This is a genomic window from Cyclobacterium xiamenense, from assembly GCF_042140265.1.
Classification (GTDB): Bacteria; Bacteroidota; Bacteroidia; order Cytophagales; family Cyclobacteriaceae; genus Cyclobacterium; species Cyclobacterium xiamenense_A.
Genome location: NZ_CP159481.1, coordinates 181896 through 200715, shown reverse-complemented (window position 1 = coordinate 200715; position 18820 = coordinate 181896). Strand labels below are relative to the sequence as shown.

Sequence of the window (18820 nt, the reverse complement as noted above, 5' to 3'; positions counted from 1 at the left end):
GGGTTCAAAATGAGTCAAAAAAATGATGATAAATAATAAATAATACAGAGGTAGGTCGAAAAAAAGACCCATAAATTAAAAAATGTATTTTTTAATGTTAATAAATTAAACACTATTTAATTTATTTTAATTATAAATAAAAATAGAATAGAAAGGCATAAAATGTGTAAATACCTGTAAGATTTGTTAATTTATCATTATTTTTAACTATAGGTATGCCGATTAGTTTAAAAAAATTATATTGGGTTTTCTTTTTTATTAAATGATCGGCCTATATATTTGACCAAGAAGATGTTAGCAGCTAACATAGTTTATCCAACAAACGAAATGGTTTTCCCGGCAAGGCCTGCTTGATTCGATGCCATAGGATGTACGCCATTTCTTGATTCACGCCCAGGATCGCCTCCCAGAATAACTTTCGAATATGCGCTAACCGCGTGCAGAATTAGGATCTCTGTACGCGTAAGGATAGCTTATTTTCAACACTTAACCACTAACAACATCATGAAAAATTTTACACATGCCCCGGAACGGCGTTCCGGTGGGAGTATTTCGTTTATCTGGTTGATTTTACTCCTCGCCTGCCTGTCGGTGGGTACGGTTCAGGCACAGAGTCTGACAGTTACAGGAAAGGTCGTCGATGAAAACGAGGAGTCGATTCCGGGGGCCAGCGTACTCGTTAAGGGCACTACCAAGGGTGCGGCTACAGACATTAACGGTGAATTTTCCTTGACCCTATCCGAGTCAGAAAAAGAATTGGAAGTTTCATTTATTGGATACAACAAAAAAGAAGTTAATGTTGGAAACCAAAGTGAAATCACAATTTCGCTGACTCCGGAAGAGACGGCACTATCCGAGGTGGTGGTGACCGCATTGGGTGTAAAACGCGACGAACGGGCGCTGGGTTATACCGTACAGCAGGTGGATACCCGTGGCTTGGACGAAGCCAAAGAAACCAATATCGTCAATTCCCTGACAGGGAAAATCGCGGGTGTCCAAATATCCAATTCTTCTGGAAACATTGGTGGTTCCTCACGGATTACCATCCGGGGTATCAATTCCATCTCCGGCAATAACCAACCACTTTTTGTGGTGGACGGCACGCCGATCGATAACTCGAATTACAACTCTTCCGATCAGGTGTCTGGAAACGGGGGGCGTGATTACGGAAATGCGGCCCAGGATATCAATCCCGACGACGTCGAATCCATCTCTGTGTTGAAGGGGCCGAGTGCTTCGGCATTGTACGGCTCCAGAGCCTCCAATGGAGTGATTCTCATCACCACCAAAAGCGGTGCAAAAAACAAAGGGATTGGCGTGAGTATCAATTCCTCAACGATGTTTAGCAACGTTTTCTTATTGCCGGAAATGCAAAACGAATACGGCGGCGGGTTCTCCTTGGATTTTGAGGAAGTTGTCGATCCCCTGGACGGATTGACTTACAAAGTCGTAAATACCAATGCCAACAACAGCTGGGGCCCACGATTTGACGGAACCCTGGTAAGGCATTGGGACAGCATGTATCCGGGCGAGCCCAACTACGGGGAGGTGCGACCCTGGCAGGCGACCCCCAATAATGTACGCGACTTTTTCGAAACCGGGGTGACGTTATCCAACAATGTGGCCATTAGTGGAGGGAACGACAAGAGCTCATTCAGGCTTTCCTATACCAATCTCGATCAGACCGGGGTGATGCCCAACAGCTCGCTCAAACGAAATACAATAGCGGTAAGTGCCAACACGCAAATAACCGATAAGTTTTCCGCAGGAGCCAAAATCAACTACATACGTACCGAGGCACTCGGGCGACCCGCCACGGGGGACTGGTCTCCGGAGCGTCCGGTGAACGTTCTGACCTATTGGTATGCCTGGACCCAACGTCAAATAGATCCCGCAAGGCTTCGAAATTACAAGTCGGATCGCTACTACCACATGACCTGGAATACCCAGGGCCTTGGCAGGCATCTGGAGCAGAGTTATAACAATAATCCCTACTTCACCCTTTTCGAAAGTTATAACAACGACCTAAAGGATCGGGTTTTCGGTAATATCAATATCTCTTACCAGATTCTTCCGGAGCTTTCGTTGACCTTATTCGCCCGAACCGATTTTTATACGGATGTTCGGGAAGACCGCGCTTCGATTGGGGGCTACCTCCAAAATGCCTACGAAAAGGATCTGTATAATTTCAGGGAGGACAATTTTGAATTGCTGGGCCAGTACAACACCGAGTTTGGCGATGATTTCAGTCTGGGAGTTACCTTCGGAGGAAATATCCGGAAAAATACCTTTACCAACAATTATACCCGGACACAGGGCGGCTTGAGCGTTCCAAATTTTTACAACCTGGTGGCCTCCCTTCAGCGGCCGGAAATTCGGGATTTTAAGTCCGAACGAGAGGTGCAAAGTGTCTATGCCAGTGGTAATTTAGGCTACCGGGACTTCCTGTTTCTCGAGGCATCCCTTCGGAACGATTGGTCGTCTACCTTACCGGTAGACAATAACTCCTACCTGTACCCGGCGGTCTCGAGCAGTTTTGTTTTTTCGAACCTGATGACAGGAGCCGATTTCTTTTCCTTCGGAAAAATGCGATTGGGATGGGCTCAAGTGGGTAACGACACGGATCCGTACCGGCTGGTCAATACCTATGCCAACGGGGACCCGTATGGCAATACCTCGGTGTTCACGGTAGATGACGTATTGAGAAATAGCAACCTGAAGCCGGAAATTGTGTCGAATTTGGAAGCAGGTTTGGATTTGCGTTTTTTAGAAAATAGAATAGGTTTGGATTTTACGGTATACAAGGTAAATACCTTCAATCAAATCCTCGCCCTACCGGTGTCCTCGACCACCGGTTTTCAATCCCTTATTGTTAACGCAGGGGAAATGGAAAACAAGGGCATTGAAGTGATGCTGAGTGGTACCCCTATCGAAAGAAATGGGTTCTCCTGGATGTAAACCTGAACCTCGCTCGAAATCGGAATACAGTATTGGAACTGGCAGAAGGGCAGGATAATTTTGAATTGGGAGGCAGAGACGGCACCAATTCCGTTAATGCGACGGTAGGACAACCTTACGGTACGATCATCACTCCAAATGTGATTTACCATGAGGAGACGGGAAAACCGATAGTCGGCAGCAATGGCTTTTACCTTAGAAATCCAGGCGAAGTAGTTGGCAGCATTTTACCGGACGTAACGGGGGGCTTTTCCAATACCTTTACGTACCGCGGAATCAGCCTGAGTGCCTTGATCGATTTCCAGTCAGGTGGTAGCTTTTGGTCCGAAACCGTTCAGAACGGCATCGCCAATGGGCAGTTCATTGAGTCGGTAGGAGACAACGATCGGGGTGTTCCCAAAAGAAGTCCCGTTTCCGAAGGTGGGGGCATTCGTGCGGATGCGGTTTTTGAAAACGGGGAGCCCAATACGGTCTATCTCGAAGCACAAAACTACCTGAAGCAGTTGTATAGCCTCGATGGCCTGTCCGTCTACGACGCTTCCTACATCAAATTACGAGAAATCAGCCTGGGCTACAACGTGCCCAGCGGAATGCTACGGAACCTCTTTATCAATGGACTTCGGGTTTCTGTGTTCTCCCGTAACGTGGCCCTGCTGCACAGCAACGTGCCCCACATCGATCCTTCGGAAATCGCCTACGGGTCAAGTAACGTACAGGGCTTGGAGGGAGCCTCATTGCCGGCCCCCCGCATGATTGGTTTCAATATCAACATCAAGCTGTAATTCCCATTTATTTATTGGACAGGAGATTCGGGTTTTATCACAAAAATCTGCCTGACACCCATATGTTCCAACATCTAAGAATGAATCAAATGAAAACGATAAAAAACATACCTACCACCATTCTATTGGCCGGCCTGCTGATCTTCTCGGCCGCTTGTACCGAGGGCTTTGAGGAGTTAAACATTGATCCCAACCAGCCCTTGGAGGTGCCCACATCCAGTCTGCTGACCGGGGCACAGCGGGAATTAGTAGCAGATATATTCGGGAATCATGATCAACTGAACGGCATCGGGTTACCCGCCATGATTTACGCCCAGCAGATGGCAAATTTGCGGGGTGGATTCGATGATATTTATGCTACGGTTGAGGGCGATTTTTCGACCTTTTACACCAACGGACTGAGAGATTTAGAAGAGGTCATTCTTTTAAATACCAATGAAGAGACGATGGTAAACGCCGCGCTATCCGGGCCCAATCACAACCAAATCGCGGTGGCCAGGATTCTGAAAGCCTGGGCCTATCAAAACATCACCGACATTTGGGGGGATGTTCCCTACCAAGAGGCATTGAAAGGAAATGCTTTTTCCCTACCCACCTATACCGATCAGGAAACGATCTATTTGGATTTGCTTAAGGAATTGTCGGAGGCGGCAGCAATGATCAATGCTGCGGATGGGGCGATCGACGGCGACATCATTTTCGGGGGGGATATGGAGAAGTGGTACAAGTTTGCCAATAGTCTAAAAATGCGGGTAGCACTCCGGCTTTCGAACGTGGCACCCAATGTGGCAGCGTCTGCGCTTTCCGAGGCGGTAGCAGCGGGCCCCATGACATCAACGGAAGACAATGCCTTCTATCAGTTTTTGGAATCCCAACCCAACAACAATCCCTGGTTTTTCCGGTACGAATTGAGTGTACCAAATTACGGAATTGCCAGCACATTGGTAGACATGCTCAAATCGTTAAACGATCCACGGCTGGAAAGATATGCCGATCCGGCAATAAATGAAACGCTGGGAGGCGGATACATCGGACAGCCAGTCGGGCTGGACCGCGCATCCGGTAGTGCCATTAGCGATTTCGCCGTATCCTGGCCAAATACCGAAACCATCCTACAGCCGACTTCAATTTTTACCATTTTGTCTTACGCAGAGGTTGCGTTTATCAAGGCTGAAGCAGCGGAAAGAGGCTGGATTTCCGGCAGTCCCTCCGAATTTTACACAGAGGCGATCACTGCTTCCATGGAGCAGTGGGGCATTTCAGATCCCTCAGCCATTGCGGATTATTTGGCGCAGGAAGCAGTGGCCTACGACACCACGAATCCCATGCGTTCCATCGGCAATCAAAAGTGGATTTCTTTTTATATGCAAGGCGTGCAGTCCTGGTGCGAATGGAGACGGCTTCAATATCCGGAATTGGAAGTAGCGAGAGATGGAGTCATAGATGGCATACCCAGACGTAAAGGGTACCCACCTAGTGAAATTAACTTAAACAAAGCAAACTACGAGCAAGCAGTAGCCAGACAAGGATCAGATGATCTTCTGACCCGGGTATGGTGGGATCGTTAAGCTGCCAGTTAAACCAAAAGGTAAATACATGATTTCCAAGAAAAAAAATAACCGAAGAGATTTTATACGTTCGTCTTTTGTGTTGTTTGGTAAGGGGGGCTAGGGTTGATGGCCTCCCCTATCCCTGCATCCGGGAAGAAGGATTCGAGTTTCTATTATCGGCCCAATCGGGTCGTGGAAGACGTCACATCCGCATCGGTTGTGCAGTTGGCCCAAATGATCCGAGAAAAAGCAATTTCTTCGGTAGATCTCGTGAATGCCGTGTATCAGCGGATGGAAGAAGTGAATCCGATGATCAACGCAGTGGTCCTTACTTGTAAAGAGCGGGCACTTCAAGAAGCCCAAAAGGCAGATAAGATGCTGGCGGCCGGCAAGACCATGGGTGCCCTGCACGGCGTCCCCATGACCATCAAAGATTCATTGGATACTGCAGGGGTGGTGAGTACCGGAGGTACGCTTGGGCGAAAGGATTACATTCCGGCGGAGGATGCAACGATTGTTGCCAGACTTCGGGCTCAGGGGGCGATTCTCCTGGGAAAAACCAATACTCCTGAATTTACCCTATCCGGAACCACCGCCAACTTAGTGTATGGCATGACGAGTAATCCGTACAAAGCCGGTTATAGCCCCGGAGGAAGTAGTGGAGGAGCCGGTGCCATTGTGGCTGCAGGGGGCTCTCCTTTCGATATCGGTTCGGATTTTGGTGGGAGCATCCGCGGGCCGGCTCACTTTAACGGAATCGCCGGCATAAAGCCCACCACAGGTTTGGTTCCCCGAACTGGTCATATTGTGGATTACGGGGGATTGTTTGATGCCTATCAGGTGCTCGGGCCCCTGGCCAGATATGTAGAAGACCTCAAATTAATTCTGCCCATTATCATGGGACCTGATCAACGCGACGCTGCCATTCACCCTGTTCCCTGGACCGACCCGGACAGCGTGCGTATAGGGGACCTGCAGTACGCATGGTTCGTCGACCACGGAAGCACGAAGGCCTGCTCGCAGGAGACCAGGGAAGCAATCAAAGCTGCGGTTTCTGCATTGAAAACGGCCGGTATCACGCTGAAAGAAGATGCGCCAATTAGCGAATTCCAGGAAGCAGAACAGGTGCGTCAGGACCTTTTCAGTGCAGACGGCAGGGCCTGGGTAAGTAGACTGGCAGAAAAATTTGGGACCAAACAAACCCATCCCTTACTACGACTGGAGGATCCTTCCACCGCGATCCCATCCAGGGAGTTTACCGAGTTGGTCGAAAAGCTCGATGCTTGCAGAAGTAAGCTGCTGCAGTGGATGCAAGCCTACGATATTCTTATTTGTCCGGTGCATTTTGATGGTGCCGCTCCCAATCCTACGGTATTTGAAAGATCCGCCAGTTCAGCCGATGCTTACGGGTATATGGGGATTTTTAACCTTACCGGTTGGCCGGCGGCGGTAGTACGTGCAGGCACAAGTAAAGAGGGCCTTCCGATTGGAGTTCAGATAGTCGGACAGCCCTTCCAGGATCACAAAGTTTTGGCCGTAGCCGAGTACCTGGAACTACAACTGGGAGGCTGGCAAATGCCAGCGATGTAATCGTACCAGACAAACCCTCACTTACCAAAAAAAACATGCATGAATAAGGTAAAAAAACGTATTGCAACAACGACTGCTGATACAGTTTCCAGACGGTCGTTTATAGAAAAACTATCCGTTGGGACCATCGGTGCAGCTTGCTTGCCAAACATTGTAAGCGGGTTCGATAAACGCCTACTGATCCGGGAATTCGGAGCCAAAGTCGAGCCTGAATCGATTCATTACAAATCGGTAACCGCACTGGCGCAGATGATTCGCACAAAGGAGGTGTCCGCCGTTGAAGTGGTAAAGGCGTACATCGATCGAATTGATGCCGTCAATTACCAACTAAATGCAGTGGTCATGGAATGTTTCGATCGGGCGCTGGACGAAGCAAAAAGGGCGGATCAAGCATTGGCGAGAGGAAACTCAACCGGGGTACTTCACGGCGTACCACTCACGATAAAGGACTCTTTCATGACGGAAGGAGTGGTTAGTACGGGCGGTACTATCGGAAAAATGAATTTTGTTCCCGATGCAGATGCGACGGTTGTGGCCCGGGTCAGGCAGCAGGGGGGGATTTTATTAGGAAAAACCAATACCCCCGAATTCACGCTTATTGGAGCTGTATTGGGAGTTAATTCCACCAATAATATTATTTATGGTATCAGTAAAAACCCTTATGATCTCGACAAAACGACTTCCGGAAGTAGTGGGGGCGCAGGAGCCATCGTGGCCGCAGGAGGAGCGGCCTTTGATATTGGCACCGATTGGGGAGGCAGCGTGAGAGGACCTTCGGGTACCAACGGGATAGCCGGTATCAAGCCTACCTCGGCACGGCTTCCCCGTACCGGACATATTGTCGATTATGGAGGTCTATTCGATGCCTGGCAGCAACCGGGCCCTATGGCGCGGTTTGTAAAGGACCTGGACTTACTTACTCCCCTGATGGCTGGTCCCGATTTTAAAGATGCCGCCGTCGTTCCCATGCCCTGGCCTGATTACAAGCAGGTGGACATTGCCGGGTTGAGGGTTGCATTTTTTGCGGAAAATGGAGTGGCCAGGACCGATCCGGCTACGCGAGACACAGTACAGAAAGCCGCCAAGTGGATGCAAGAAGTCAGTGTTTCCGTTACCGAGGATTGCCCAAGAGATCTTTTGGTCGAGTTGGGTACGATTCGGCGTGATCTCATCATCGGTGACGGCTGGCAATGGCTCAAACGAGCAACCGAGCGCGCCGGCTCCAAGACCTACGGCGCGAGTCTCCGCCAACGGTTGTCAGAGCAAGGGGAGGAAATTTCAACGGCCCGCTATACCAGGTTATTGGAAATGCAAGATGCCAACCGCAGCAAGATGCTTCAGTGGTTTTCCGATTACGATGTGCTCCTCTGTCCGGTGACCAACTCACCCGCAGGGGATATCAATAGCGGATTTTCCGAGTCTTCCAGGTACATGGACAACCCGGGGGAAAGCTATACCAAACCCTTCAATACCTGTGGCTGGCCCGGCGCGGTTGTGCGCTGTGGACAAAGTGCCGAAGGATTGCCGATCGGGGTACAGGTAGTTGCCCAGCCTTGGAGGGAGGACGTGGCACTCGCCGTGGCTAGTTACCTGGAGCAGAAATCAGGAGGATGGAAAATGCCTCCTATCTAGCCGCTCAATCTTGAAAAATACCCTCTTTCGCACGCTGCGATCAAGACCTAATTTTGACCACAGACACTTAAAACCAAACACCCATGAAAAAACAAACCACCAACAACCGAAGAAAATTTATTACCACGCTTGGAATCGGATCATTGGGCTCCGTACTTCCGGCCTTCGGACAATTGCTTCCGGATGGCGTTGTTCCTTCTCGGAGGGAATTTACGTCAAAGGATGCCACGGAAGAACTCCTGTACATGTCCGCAACGAAAGTGGCAGAGATGATCCGAAATAAAGAAATCAGTAGTGAAGCGCTGGTAACCCGTTGTTTGGAACGGATTGCTGAGATAAATCCTAAAATCAATGCGGTGGTCCAGGTGGCAGGTGAGCGCGCATTACTGGAGGCTAAAGCAGCGGATGCCGCGGTGGCGGCAGGAAAGCCGCTCGGGTTGCTCCACGGAGTACCCATGACAATCAAGGATTCCTTTGATACAGCCGGTATCATTTCGACCGCAGGCACCATGGGTCGTAAAAATTACATGCCGGGCACCGACGCTACGGTGGTGGCTAGACTCAAAAAAGAAGGGGCGATCCTGCTGGGCAAGACCAACACGCCCGAATTTACCATGTCCTCGCTGACCACAAACCTCATTTACGGACAAACACTAAACCCCTACGATCTCAGCCGCCATCCCTCGGGTAGTAGTGGTGGGGCAGCAGCTATCTTGGCAGCCGGCGGCTCTTACTTTGACATTGGCACCGATTCCGGCGGGAGTGTACGTGCCCCGGCGCATGTCTGCGGCTTGGCGAGTATCAAACCAACCAGTGGGAGGATTCCCCAAACAGGCCATTTACCTGGGTATGGCGACCGGTTTGGAAGTTACCAGCAGCCGGGCCCAATGGCAAGAAAAGTGGAGGATTTGTACCTGTTGTTGACAATCCTTTCTGGTCCGGACCAGTTGGATGCCAGTATTAGTCCGGTTCCGCTACCCGACCCCTCCGAAGTAGACCTTTCCAAGCTGCGAATAGCCTATTACACAACCAATGATATCGCGGAACCCATTCCGGAGATTAAAAAGATGGTAGTAGACTGCGCCGAAAGCCTTAAATCATCGGTAAAAAGTGTGGTGCCCGACCGTCCACCGGTGCTTCAGGAACTCTCTGAAAAGCGCTCCGAGCTGAACAGTGCGGACGGAAAAGCCCACCTCAAGCGCCTCATTCAGCAATGCGGGACCAAAGTGATTTCCCCAAACCTTAATATTTCAGGCGAAGTCGTATCAGCCGACGTGTATTCCCGGCTGGTAGAGGAGATCGATGCGCTGAAAAGCAAGATGCTCCAATTTATGGATGACTACGATATTTTGCTCTGTCCGGTTACTTCCACTGCAGCGATGAAGGTAGAGGCGGAGCGGTTTCCCGGTCACTGGTACACTTCCGAATACAATGCCACCGGATGGCCGGCAGCGGTGGTACGCGCTGGCACATCCGATGAAGGATTGCCTTTGGGGATTCAGATTGTCGGCAAGCCGTGGACAGAGGATAAGGTCCTGGCGGTAGCGGGTGCTCTTGAAACCGCGTTCGGGGGATTTTCCAAACCGGAAAATTTGTAATACCGGAGTCTTTCGTCCCCCGATACCCGAACGTATTTTCCGCGAGGATTTCACCAAAAAACAATTATTTGAACAACGATTTAACCATGCCAATCCATGAAAAAATATAAAGCAGCCCAATCCGAAACCAGCCAGTCCCGGCGAAAATTTTTATCACTCATCGGTGCAGGTAGTGCCGCTGCGATGAGTCTCAGCACCTCGACGCTTTCTGCGGCTAGCGAAAAATCTCCTTCCCGGCGACTTGTGTCGAGGGATAAAACGGACGAGTTGATCTTTATGTCAACCGTAAAACTTTCGGAAATGATACGTACCAAGAAAGTCTCCTCGGTAGAGCTGACCCAGGCGTACATCGACCGGATAGAAGATGTTAATTACCACCTCAATGCCGTCGTGATGCAATGTTTCGATCGGGCGATGGAGGAAGCGAAAGCTGCAGATGCGGCTTTGCGCAAAAAGCAGTCCATGGGCCCCCTCCATGGCATTCCCATGACGCTTAAGGACTCTTTTGAAGCGGAGGGCGTGATCAGTACCGGCGGTACCTTGGGCAGGATTGATTATGTGGGTAAAAAGGACGCTACCGTTTTGGCCCGCATGAGAAAAAACGGAGCCATTTTGCTTGGAAAAACCAATACGCCTGAGTTCACGCTCGCCGGTGGGGGGATGAGAGGCGTGCGAACGACGGGAAACATTATCTACGGACTTAGCAAGAATCCCTACGACCTGAAACGAGGAACTTCGGGCAGCAGTGGTGGAGCGGGATCGATTATTGCAGCAGGGGGTGCCGCATTCGATATCGGTACCGACTGGGGAGGTAGCGTGCGACTGCCCTCCAGCACGAATGGAATTGCAGGTATCAAGCCGACTTCCGTAAGGTGTCCGCGTACCGGTCACATCGTGGATTATGGGGGCGTATTTGATTCCTGGCAACAGCCAGGACCAATGGCCCGACGGGTTGAAGACCTGATTTTGCTCACTCCGCTGATGAGTGGCCCGGATGGTCGGGACGCAGCAGTAGTGCCGATGCCCTGGCCGGACCCGGCGCTGATTGACATAAAAAAGCTGAAGGTCGCCTTCTACCCCTCCAATTTGATTGCAGAGACCGCCGAGGAAACCCAAAACACCGTCAGGCAGGCTGCCAAATGGATGGAAGAAGCCGGGGCCGAGGTGATCGAGGACATGCCGTTGGATATATTCACCGAGCTGGGCGAAATACGAAGAGAGTTGGTTGCAGGGGATGCCTGGGCATTTTTAAAAAGAGCAGGGGACCTGCACGGGAGCAATACACTTAGCGAATCGATTCAAAACAGGCTGGACAGCGGGAGTCCGATCTCAGCAGACCGCTATTCCGAGTTACTGACGCTTCAGGACAAAAATCGGACAAAGATGCTTCAATGGTTTCAGAACTACGATGTCATTCTTTGTCCAACAACCGCAACTCCAGCAGAGGAAATCGATCAGGGTCTTGGAAACGAATGGACCAGCAGAAAGCCGGGCGCAAGCTACTGCGGCCCCTACAATACGACCGGTTGGCCCGTGACCGTGGTAAGGTGTGACACGGATGGTGCACTGCCCATTGGGGTGCAATGTGTCGCTCACCCCTGGCGCGAAGATGTTTCCCTGGCGGTGGCACAGTACCTGGAAAGTAGATCCGGGGGCTGGAGAAAACCGATGATTTGACCATCGGCGCCTTACTTAATAAACCACAATCACTAACAGAAACGAACGATGGAAAAGAATAATTCAAGAAGGGGTTTTATCGAAAAATCGCTTGTAGGAGGCGCACTTGCCTTCACCGCCTTGCCCGGGCTGCTGTCGGGAAAAGATCGGTCGCCATTCCCTATGGACCTTGCATCCGGTAAACGACCCGGCCCAAAGGTAGATAAGGTGTTGCGCTCCTTTCCGGAAAATATGGTCTGGGGTTATTTTGGAGCAGATGTACCTCCAAAACTCAGTGTAAAAGAGCGCGAAATCGTTGAAATACATACCGTTAGTACTTCGGGAGTACCGAGGGAAGACCCGGAGTCTTTTTTCAAGAAAAACAACCTCGCTTTCGATGACCACGCAAAGGAGCTTGTTGAGATCATAAAAAACGTTCCGCCTGAGCCATCCGGCATCAGGGGACACATGCTCACGGGCCCGGTTTTTATTGAAGGAGCCATGCCGGGCGATAGCATCGAAATTCGGATTCATGACGTTGTTCTTCGAAGCGAATATGGAGTAAATCATGTCCGGCCCGGGAGGGACGATATACCACAGGAAATTAAAAACACGGAGAGCTTTGTCTATCGATACAACAAGAAACGAACCTCGGCTGAGTTGCTGCCGGGCGTGGAAATCCCCTTGAAACCATTTATGGGCGTTATGGCCCTGTCTCCGCCGCCGGAAACCGGTAGGGTAAGCTCCATACCGCCGGATTTTTTTGGAGGTAACCTGGATTTAAAACACCTGATTAAGGGCACCACGCTTACCTTACCGGTCTCCGTGGAAGGCGGGCTATTTACGACTGGGGATGCACATGGGGCACAAGGAAATGGAGAGGTCAGTGGTACTGCCATCGAAACTTCGATGATATTGGTCGCGGAATTTGTGATTCATAAAAAGACCATCAGCATGCCCTGGGCGGAAACTCCCGATCATTTTATTGTCTTCGGCCTCAACCCTGATTTGGATGAAGCCATGAAACAGGCACTTGCCGAGTCGATTCGTTTTATTCACGAGCATCTTGGCTTTACCTACGAAGAGGCCATGTCCATATCGAGTACGGCGGTCGATTTTGAAATTACACAAGTGGTCGACCGAACCGAAGGCGTGCACGGCATGATTCCCAAGTCCATATTTACCAATAGAAAATTCACCTACTGGTATTCTTCCTGAAACCAAATGCTACAATGAAAACCACTAACCACTTACAAAAAAAACCGGTATGGATATTTTTGGCAGTCTATTTCCTCTGCCTTGGCCTGGGTTTTTCCCAAGAAAAACCCAGGATCGCCATTTTCTCCGGGCCCACTGCGACCATTCAAAACAGCTATCCGCTGATCACCAGCAATAAGGCAAGGGTGGCAAACGACCTGCCCCTTCTGAGAAACGAACAAGGAGAACCACTGGCTTACGATCGCTTGTACTACCAGCGTTTGGCAGCTCCGGTCACACTCTATGTGGAAATGTACTCGGCCCATCCCCTGGAAAGCGACGTAAAGGAGTTATACGGAGCACCCGATGGATACATCGGTGCGGATGGAAAATTTCGAAAGACTCCTAAGGAACCCTCCGATACGCCGGTCTTGAAGGTGGAGCTAAAACCGGAAGACGGGCTTTATCCCTTGCCCTACATGGCGGTTCAGGCAAACGGCCAGCCCTGGGATGGTACCGCTGCTTATCCGGGGGCTCCTTTTTCGGAGTCCAGGCAAACATTCTATCCCAATGCATCCAGGATATTTGAAGAAATCGAGCGTGCCGGAGGGAATATCCACGGAATTGCCGATTACGACTTTTTCAGACCAGCCCCTGCCGGTGGCTATACCAAAGGCTTGCCCGCAGAATTACGAACCGACGTAGGAGAAGGTGACATTCCTCCCGAAACGTTGGGAAAGGATTTTTTTACCTATGGACCCTACGGTGCCTCGCAAAACCGAATGCAACTGGCCAGGGCAACCAATATGGTACAGCGCGTGATGGCGTCGGGTGAGTACGACGGCTCCATTTGGCTCGAAGGAAGTCCAAGTATCGAAAACACTGCGTATTGGATGGGGCTGCTTATTGATTCAAAATCCCCTTTGGTGTTCAACGCCGCCCAGCGCATGCGGGGACTGGTGAGCGCGGATGGAGACCAAAACATTATTGACGGGATTCAGTACATCGCTTCCGGTGTATGGGCAGGGGATGACGGCGCCAGTAAGGTGGGCTCTGTCATGATCCAGGATCAGACCATTTTTTCCTCCAGAGAAGTGCAAAAAGGCGACGCCAAACCCGGAGGATACGTAGTCACTGGTGGCTTTGGAGGCGTGATCGGCTCCATGGGCTACGGTGCAAAGCTTACCTTTCTTCCGGTCAGAAAACATACCTACCAATCCGAGGTGAATTTTAGCCGGATTCCAAAATCCGTTCCAGGCATTACGCTTTCGGATAACGGGCGGGTTGCTACCGTAGACGTGGCTGTAAAAGGACCCGGTGGAGAACTCATTCCAGAATCCATGCCCATGGTTACTCTGTACAAAAGCGCACGCTGGAAAACAGAAGACGATGGAAGCGATGATCCATCCAGTGAGGTAGACATATTGGCCCGGATCAACGATAATCTGAAAAAATATCCGCTTGCCGGATTTGTCGGTGAAGGCATGGCGCCCTACGGTTCCATGATTGCGCCGATGGATGCCGCGCTGGAGTTGGCTGCTCTTCATGGGTATCCGGTGTTAAAGGCAGCTCGAGGAAACGCAGACGGGTTCATGAATACCAACCCGGACAACCTGTTTATTGAAGGGCACAATATAACCGCCACCAAGGGTCGCATACTCCTGATGGCATGTATACTTCGGTTTGGCGCTTATCCTCCGGCAAAAGATCCCCAAAACCCGACCGATGAAGAGCTGGAGGCGATAAAGCAAAAGATAGCATTGTATCAGGAAGTTTTTCACACCCATTAATCCAACTCCATGTTTGTAAAAAAAATAGCTCGGGCGCTGCTTCTGGCTTCCCTGGTTGCCGTTGCCTGTAATACGCCGAATACGACCGAATCCAACTTTCCGCTTGTGGAGGCCACCATCGCCGACATTCATGCCGCAATGGAGAAAGGGGAAGTTTCCGCTGAGTACCTGGTAGAAGGATACCTTCGGCGAATTGAGGCGTATGACAAGCAAGGCCCGTCCATCAATTCAATCATCATCGTGAATCCGGAGGCCATGGAAACAGCCAGGTACCTGGACAGCGTATACGCCGCAAGCGGAAAAGTGGGCCCCTTGCACGGTATCCCCGTCATCGTCAAAGATAATTACGACGTGAAGGGCATGCCTACCAGTAATGGTACGCTGGCACTGAAATCATCCTATCCGCCGGATGATGCGTTTCAAATCAAGCGGTTACGGGAAGCGGGGGCGATTATTCTGGCTAAATCAAACCTCGCGGAGTTCGCTTCCAGTGGCTCATTTTCTGTCAGTTCGGTACTGCCCGGTTACAGTAGAAATCCCTACGATACTCGTCGAACCACAGCGGGCTCAAGTGGCGGTACCGGCGCGTCTATCGCTGCGAGTCTGGCGGTTGTTGGACTAGGTACCGATACCGGAAGCTCCATCAGGGGGCCCTCTTCCCATCAGGCTCTAGTAGGCATACGGTCCACCATGGGGTTGACCAGCAGGGATGGCATCGTGCCGCTTGCGCTTACCAACGACATTGGTGGCCCCATGGCCAGAACAGTGGAAGACGCCGTACGCGTATTCGATGTCATAGCAGGATACGATGAGGCAGATACCGTCACGCGGGCCAGTGTGGCTTCCAAGCCGGATTCCTACCTTCCGTTTCTGGAAGGGAGTACGTTGAACGGGAAGCGAGTTGGTGTGCTGCATCAGCTTTTCCCACTAGCGGATTCTGATACCAGTGTTTATTCCTTGATGACCGCTGCGTTAGAAGATCTTCGCGAGGGAGGTGCCATTCTTTTGGATAGCGTCCGGATCGAGGATCTGGATTCCCTAAACGAGTCCGGGACCCGTATTCGCCAGCTGAAGCGGGATTATAATGCGTACCTGGCCAGCCTGGGAGACAGCGCCGCCTACAAATCCCTGCAGGAAATTATCGATTCCGAAAAATACCATCCGTATTTGGAGAAGCGCCTGATCGACGCACAGAGCGATGTGGATGTTCCCGAAGCGCATCCCGATTGGCAAAAAAACATGGCACTTCGACAGGAATTGCGAAACAGGATCCTTGGTGTCATGGATAGTTTGGAGTTGGATGCACTTATCTACCCGTCTTTTACCTATCCTCCCCGATTGATTGGTGACCTTAATGGCCCCAGGGGGGATACGAGTGGAAAGCTTTCGCCACCAACCGGTTTTCCCGCCATCGCTGTGCCGATGGGCTATTCGTATGGGAGGTATCCGGCCGGATTCCAGCTGCTTGGGAGGCCTTTTAGTGAGGGGGTGCTGTTTGAGATTTCCCATGCGTACGAACAGCTCACCGGACACCGAAGGGCGCCTGAGGGCTTTGATGAAATTGGATCTGAATAGTCATCGTGCTTGTCCGCTGGCAGCCTCTGAAAAATGGGTTGGCTTGAAATTCAGTTGCATCGCGCCAATTTTTTTGAACGAACAAGGGGGCGGGAGAAACTGGAAATGAAAGAAAAAATTGGTGAAACTACCTTTTAAGGCTATTTTTTTAACGCTTTTATTCTTGGTCAAACCTTTTAGTTTGAATGAGTAATTATTTCTTTGGAACAAAAAAGGAGCTCAAGTAGCTCCTTTTTTTTGACTTAATTTGCTGGCTGCTGCCAGATCTAGTTTTGCTCGTTGGGATTCTGAGGATTGGGGGGCCGTACCTCCAATACTAACGTTCCAAATCCAGGCAAATTGGTATAAAATTGCGCGTACCTGCCGGTATACCGGCCATCCAGGGAGGGGTTGTAATTATAGTATTGACCGTATTGGGAGAACCGTAACCCTTCGCTTGTTGTGATTTCGTAACTAATGCGGAATTCGTCCCTGGAAAGTCCGGCTTCCGCGATGGAAGCCGGAGACTCGCCAAAGTACGCATACGCCTCCGCTCCGGTCATGGATATGGAGGAGGGAAATTCGGTATAGCTACCCAGAGAAACCCGACCTGCGCCCCGTTCCAGGAATAATTCAATGGAAGAGGCATTGTGTACGCCGAAGCCTTCGTAGCTCAGGTCAAAAGCAACCTCGCTGGATTCGAGTTCCAGGATGTTGAACCAGTATTTGCCGGGTTCCAGGCGGGCATTGGCGATGATGCCCACTTCGTAGTCCGGTTCTTTGATGGACTCATCTTCCAGGCAGCTACTAAAGGCAAAGGCCAGGGCAATTAGTGAGAGGTATGAATATCGTTTCATTTTCTTTTGCTTAAGGTAAATACATGATCAAGGCTGGCTCCAGAAAACCGGAGCAAAGGGATCTGGACTGTAATCGGCCAGTGAAGGGTTTGTTTCCAGTTCCGAAACGGGAATGATGAACCGCTGCGGATAGGGAGGATTGCCCATAACCGGAGAAGTTTCCGCAAAGTCTGGAAAACCGGTCCTTCGGTAATTGGTGTATGCCTCGATGCCGTTTCCCCACAAGGCCAGCTGGTATTCCGTCATGATGATGTTGAGTTTTTCTTCCTCGCTTTCGGTGGCGTTGTACCGGGCTTGTACATCGGCAATGTAGGAGGCGATTGCCTCGTTGGACATCTCGTAGGGGCTGCCCACGATGGAAGGCATTTCTTCTGCACCAAAGTTTTTCACTTTGTCCATGGAGAGGCCGATGGCTTCGGTCAATAAGGCCAGTGGGTCTCCCTCGGTGGCGGTGGTCAGTGCCATTTCGGCATGCAGAAACTTGACCATGAACGAGGTCAACATGGGAAACACACCCCGTCCGGTTCCGTCCGATGCCGAAACCGTCCTGGGCGCATCGGTATCCACCAGTCCGCCAATCGGATAGACCCCAAAGGTGGCGATCAATGCCCCTTCATTGGAAAACGCAGAGGGATCTCCTGCGTCCCTACCCAGATAGCCATTGCCAATAAGCCCAATTGGACAACCGCCCCCCGCACAGGTCACAACGGATCCTCCCCCGTCTCCGGGAACTTGTCGAAACAGGTAGTACCTCAGTCGCGGATCCTCAACGGTACGATAGGAAACCCGACGGCCCGTTACCCCACTGATGGTTCCGTCGTTTAGCAAGTTAGCCATGGTCCAGTTGTCCATCCAGTAAGCCGTGGCCTGATTGTAATGGTTGACATGCAGGGGATGCCGGTTCTGATTGGGCGTTTGCTGACTTCCGTATTTTAGCTGGAAGTCGTCCGATGCGGAGGAAATCAGGTCGGCGTTTAGCAATTGATTGAAGCCTTGTACGGAATTGATGGAGTTTTCTTTCCGTGTTTGGGCATAAAGCTTTAGTTTAAGGGTGTTGGCCATTTTGATCCATTTACTACGGTCGCCCCCGTAGATCATGTCCCCAGGCACGCTGCCAGATGCTGCACTCAGTTCCTGAATTCCCTGATCTATCTGTAGTAGGAGGTCGGCATAAATGGCTTGTCCTTCATCGATCGAGGGAAAGGTGATCTCTGGGTTCAATGCTTCAAAATAGGGCACGTCTCCGTAAAGATCTACCATGATACTGAACGTATAGGCTTTCAGCAGCCGCGCAATGCCTCGGTAGCCCAATTCCTGCTCCGTCGAACCGTCCAGAATGGCCTGCAAATTGGCAAGCGGCCTGGAATACATGTTGACCCAAGACTCGCTGTAGGTGCCCTGATTTTGCTCGTAATTTCGAATGGCAGTAGTGTACCACATGCGACTGAACGAACCGGCGTTCGTATTGGGTACATCCAACAGGTTAGACACCAGGGATACCTGTGCAAACGCGAGGGTGTTTGGCAAAGCCAGCTGGGTGGAAGTGTTGGGATCGTTGTTGATATCCAGCAGGTCTTCGCTGCAGGAAAAGAGGCAACCCAGGCTGCAAATCAGCATCGATGTCGCGATGTATGTGAAAGAAAATCGTTTCATTTG

The 18820-nt window shown here is 50.8% G+C and carries 12 protein-coding genes; 10 read left to right on the top strand and 2 right to left on the bottom strand.

The annotated features are described in order from the left end of the window. Positions 1–504: 504 nt before the first annotated feature. From ABWH99_RS00810 to ABWH99_RS00765, 10 genes are all read left to right on the top strand, one after another. Positions 505–2958, top strand: coding sequence for a SusC/RagA family TonB-linked outer membrane protein (locus ABWH99_RS00810; RefSeq protein ID WP_375584419.1), 2454 nt, complete (start codon positions 505–507; stop codon positions 2956–2958). Positions 2959–2990: 32 nt separating this feature from the next. Beyond that, positions 2991–3740 (top strand): hypothetical protein, encoded by a 750-nt coding sequence (locus tag ABWH99_RS00805; protein WP_375584418.1) that lies wholly within the window; start codon positions 2991–2993, stop codon positions 3738–3740. An 89-nt stretch (positions 3741–3829) separates the two neighbouring features. Next, positions 3830–5308: a SusD/RagB family nutrient-binding outer membrane lipoprotein gene (locus ABWH99_RS00800; protein WP_375584417.1), complete on the top strand. Its 1479-nt coding sequence runs from the start codon at positions 3830–3832 to the stop codon at positions 5306–5308. A gap of 108 nt (positions 5309–5416) precedes the next feature. Continuing rightward, positions 5417–6880: an amidase gene (locus tag ABWH99_RS00795; RefSeq protein ID WP_375584416.1), complete on the top strand. Its 1464-nt coding sequence runs from the start codon at positions 5417–5419 to the stop codon at positions 6878–6880. Positions 6881–6919: 39 nt separating this feature from the next. Beyond that, the gene (locus tag ABWH99_RS00790; RefSeq protein WP_375584415.1) at positions 6920–8512 is read left to right on the top strand and encodes an amidase; all 1593 of its coding nucleotides are present in this window, start codon (positions 6920–6922) and stop codon (positions 8510–8512) included. Positions 8513–8595: 83 nt separating this feature from the next. Then, entirely contained in the window at positions 8596–10110 is a 1515-nt protein-coding gene (locus tag ABWH99_RS00785; RefSeq protein WP_375584414.1) for an amidase, read from the top strand. 96 nt (positions 10111–10206) lie between these two features. Next, on the top strand, positions 10207–11787 hold the full coding sequence (locus ABWH99_RS00780) for an amidase (RefSeq protein WP_375584413.1): 1581 nt from the start codon (positions 10207–10209) through the stop codon (positions 11785–11787). A 48-nt stretch (positions 11788–11835) separates the two neighbouring features. Then, complete coding sequence (locus tag ABWH99_RS00775) at positions 11836–12984, top strand: acetamidase/formamidase family protein (RefSeq protein WP_375584412.1); 1149 nt, start codon at positions 11836–11838, stop codon at positions 12982–12984. Between the two features lie 14 nt (positions 12985–12998). Next, positions 12999–14753: an asparaginase domain-containing protein gene (locus ABWH99_RS00770; protein ID WP_375584411.1), complete on the top strand. Its 1755-nt coding sequence runs from the start codon at positions 12999–13001 to the stop codon at positions 14751–14753. Between the two features lie 9 nt (positions 14754–14762). After that, complete coding sequence (locus tag ABWH99_RS00765; protein WP_375584410.1) at positions 14763–16328, top strand: amidase; 1566 nt, start codon at positions 14763–14765, stop codon at positions 16326–16328. 266 nt (positions 16329–16594) lie between these two features. Here ABWH99_RS00765 and ABWH99_RS00760 read toward each other — a convergent pair whose 3' ends face one another. Together ABWH99_RS00760 and ABWH99_RS00755 are read right to left on the bottom strand one after the other, a co-directional pair. Next, complete coding sequence (locus ABWH99_RS00760; protein ID WP_375584409.1) at positions 16595–17164, bottom strand: hypothetical protein; 570 nt, start codon at positions 17162–17164, stop codon at positions 16595–16597. A 27-nt stretch (positions 17165–17191) separates the two neighbouring features. Then, positions 17192–18817, bottom strand: coding sequence for a SusD/RagB family nutrient-binding outer membrane lipoprotein (locus ABWH99_RS00755; protein WP_375584408.1), 1626 nt, complete (start codon positions 18815–18817; stop codon positions 17192–17194). Positions 18818–18820 lie beyond the last annotated feature (3 nt).

What these genes read in the sequence shown, in the direction of transcription:
- ABWH99_RS00785 (WP_375584414.1), top strand. Translation starts at nt 8,596, where the DNA reads ATGAAAAAACAAACCACCAACAACCGAAGAAAATTTATTACCACGCTT.
- ABWH99_RS00790 (WP_375584415.1), top strand. Translation starts at nt 6,920, where the DNA reads ATGAATAAGGTAAAAAAACGTATTGCAACAACGACTGCTGATACAGTT.
- ABWH99_RS00755 (WP_375584408.1), bottom strand. Translation starts at nt 18,817, where the DNA reads ATGAAACGATTTTCTTTCACATACATCGCGACATCGATGCTGATTTGC.
- ABWH99_RS00770 (WP_375584411.1), top strand. Translation starts at nt 12,999, where the DNA reads ATGAAAACCACTAACCACTTACAAAAAAAACCGGTATGGATATTTTTG.
- ABWH99_RS00775 (WP_375584412.1), top strand. Translation starts at nt 11,836, where the DNA reads ATGGAAAAGAATAATTCAAGAAGGGGTTTTATCGAAAAATCGCTTGTA.
- ABWH99_RS00800 (WP_375584417.1), top strand. Translation starts at nt 3,830, where the DNA reads ATGAAAACGATAAAAAACATACCTACCACCATTCTATTGGCCGGCCTG.
- ABWH99_RS00780 (WP_375584413.1), top strand. Translation starts at nt 10,207, where the DNA reads ATGAAAAAATATAAAGCAGCCCAATCCGAAACCAGCCAGTCCCGGCGA.
- ABWH99_RS00760 (WP_375584409.1), bottom strand. Translation starts at nt 17,164, where the DNA reads ATGAAACGATATTCATACCTCTCACTAATTGCCCTGGCCTTTGCCTTT.
- ABWH99_RS00795 (WP_375584416.1), top strand. Translation starts at nt 5,417, where the DNA reads ATGGCCTCCCCTATCCCTGCATCCGGGAAGAAGGATTCGAGTTTCTAT.
- ABWH99_RS00810 (WP_375584419.1), top strand. Translation starts at nt 505, where the DNA reads ATGAAAAATTTTACACATGCCCCGGAACGGCGTTCCGGTGGGAGTATT.
- ABWH99_RS00765 (WP_375584410.1), top strand. Translation starts at nt 14,763, where the DNA reads ATGTTTGTAAAAAAAATAGCTCGGGCGCTGCTTCTGGCTTCCCTGGTT.